The sequence below is a fragment of the Prevotella sp. TF12-30 genome (assembly GCF_003436715.1).
Lineage (GTDB): Bacteria > Bacteroidota > Bacteroidia > Bacteroidales > Bacteroidaceae > Prevotella > Prevotella copri_A.
The window spans coordinates 1-2,454 of sequence record NZ_QSQJ01000091.1; the positions used below are offsets into that span (position 1 = coordinate 1).

Annotated in this window: 1 protein-coding gene; it reads right to left on the reverse strand. The window is 42.3% G+C overall.

Annotation, left to right across the window (positions count from 1 at the left end; genetic code table 11):
• Nucleotides 1–331 precede the first annotated feature (331 nt).
• Nucleotides 332–2,454: outer membrane beta-barrel family protein (locus DXD25_RS16090; protein WP_147327951.1), on the reverse strand; the 2,123-nt coding region annotated here is incomplete at its 5' end.

The window sequence follows — 2,454 nt, forward strand, 5'->3', positions numbered from 1 at the left end:
ACTCATTCCCAACTGTTTACGTTCCAACCTCTCTTATTCTCTTTTGGCTGCTTTAGAGCTTTATGTTAAAAAAAACTAACTCATAGAGTTAACATCCAAAAGTCATAGAGTTACGGGGAGAAAAGCATAGGGTTACGAGAAGAAAACTATAGGGAGAAAAGCTAAAAAAGCCTGATTTTGACTCCAAAACCACAGAAAAAAATAACACGGACAAATTGAATTTGTCCGGCTCTTTTGTCCGACGGCTTATAATATTCTAAATATCAAGTACTTAGAATCAACCGGACAAATTGTCCGGACAAATTCAATTTGTCCGTGTTTTAAAAATGAGCTATAATCTGCTCTTTTCTGCATTACCAGCACCCGTACCCTTATACTTGCTCTTGGTGGCATTGAAGTTATAAGTTACATTGACCAAGAACATGCGGGTATTATCTATACCGGTTCTGGTGAAGTGCGCATACGAATTATTATATTTCCAACTCTCGTTCTGACCATGAAGCAAATCCTCTGCTTCCAGTCTCACAACCAGTCGGTTATTCAGGAACGACTTGGAAATAGACGCATCCAGGGAATTCCATGCATAGTTGACACCCAATTCGCTATAATTACGCGACTGGTAAGCGTATTCCAATCGAGCCTTCCAATGATGTGGCAATACCCAGGTATTCTCCAAATCCAGATAGATAGAAGGACGGTTGGCATTATAGTCGCTGACGTATTTGCTGGCATCAAAGAACTGATTGACCAGACCTACCGTATAGTCAAGATGCCATAAGCCTATCACCGGAGTAGCCTCAAGATAGAACTTCAGGTTCTGAATCTTATCTACATTCTCGTAATATGACAGGGCTATATCCTTATTGCCCTGGAATGGCTTCATCATATATACCGAGGCATTCTTGTTGTAAATATATTCAGCAGAGAAACTCAACCAGGAATATTGCGCATCCCATTCCAGATGATAGGCATCCTTTGGTCGCAAGTTCGGATTACCGCTTTCATAGGAATGACGACTCGTATATCGGGTATAACCGGAAAGACGGAAGTAACTTGGTCGATAGGTCTTCGCCGTGAAACTCAACGAAGAATGCCACTTGCCCTTGTCATATCCCAAGGATACATTAGGAAATACATTATCATACTTTCTGCTCATATCCGGATTGAGCACTCCTTCGGCATAATAGTCTGATTTTACATGCTCATATCTCACACCGGCATTCAGGGAATAATCTCCCAACGACCATGCAGCCTCAGCAAAAGCGGCTATGTTCTGTTCCTTGATTCTGGAATCATTGGATGCAGCCACACCACCCTCGTTCTGGTTGTTGGTATGACTATCAGAATTTGTGTATTCCGAACCAAAGTCTATGTTCAACTGGTCGGTCAAAGGATAAGAAACTACCAATTTACCGGCAAGCAACTTTCCTTTGGTATGGCTATCAGAACATACTATCTGGTCGCCCAACTCAGTACTGGTTTCTGTGGCTTTCTGTATCTGGTCTTTCGTCCGCCACAACGCAGATGCATTCAGGTCTATACTCCACTTGCCTATCTTACCATTATAATAAAAGTCAGCCTGATGCATAGGAGTCTGCTTGGAATCAGACTCATCGTTGAGATAATTTACATCTCCCTGGTGAACTTCATCCTGAAAGATAGAATAGTTCTGCCTAACAGTAAAATACTTGGTATAGCCAGAACCAAACTTATACTTCAGACCGATGGTATGATTTTCATTGAATTCATAATTGAAACCCAGATTGGCATCAGGTCCATAATTTCTAGCATCTATGCGCCCTGCAGATTTTTGATATATCTGATGCTGATTTCCATTGATATATTCATCCAATCCCAACTTATCATAAGAATAGTAATCTGACCACATCAATCCACCGAACACATCCAGTCCACCCGCACGGTAATTGAGATTAGCCTGCTCTTGCCAGGCATTCTTCATGGCAAAACCATATTTTGCCTGGAAATTACCACTCCATCCATAACCTTGCTTCTTGACCGTGGTTATACGAATCACCGAATTGACCTGGGCATCATACTGCGCACCAGGAGTCGTGATAACCGTCACGTTCTTCACATCCTTTGAAGATATGGTTTGCAATTCATTTTTATCGGTCAGCTTTCTGCCATTGACATAAATCTCCGGTGTGCCTTTTCCAAACACCGAACAGTTTCCATCCTTATCTACACGCACTCTTGGAACCTGCTTCAACAAGTCGGCAACCATACCTGCATCACTCAGTATTGTACCCTGCACCTGGGTCTGGAATCCCTCGCGAGTCAGTTTTGTCTTTGGGCGAACCGCCTTTACTATCACCTTCTGCAGATTCATCGTTGCCTCCTTCAGAGTAATTGAACCTATCTTACCAGTATTATAAGTATCTACAGCGGTATGATAGCCCACGCAACTTACTCTTACTATCGCCTTTCTGGCTC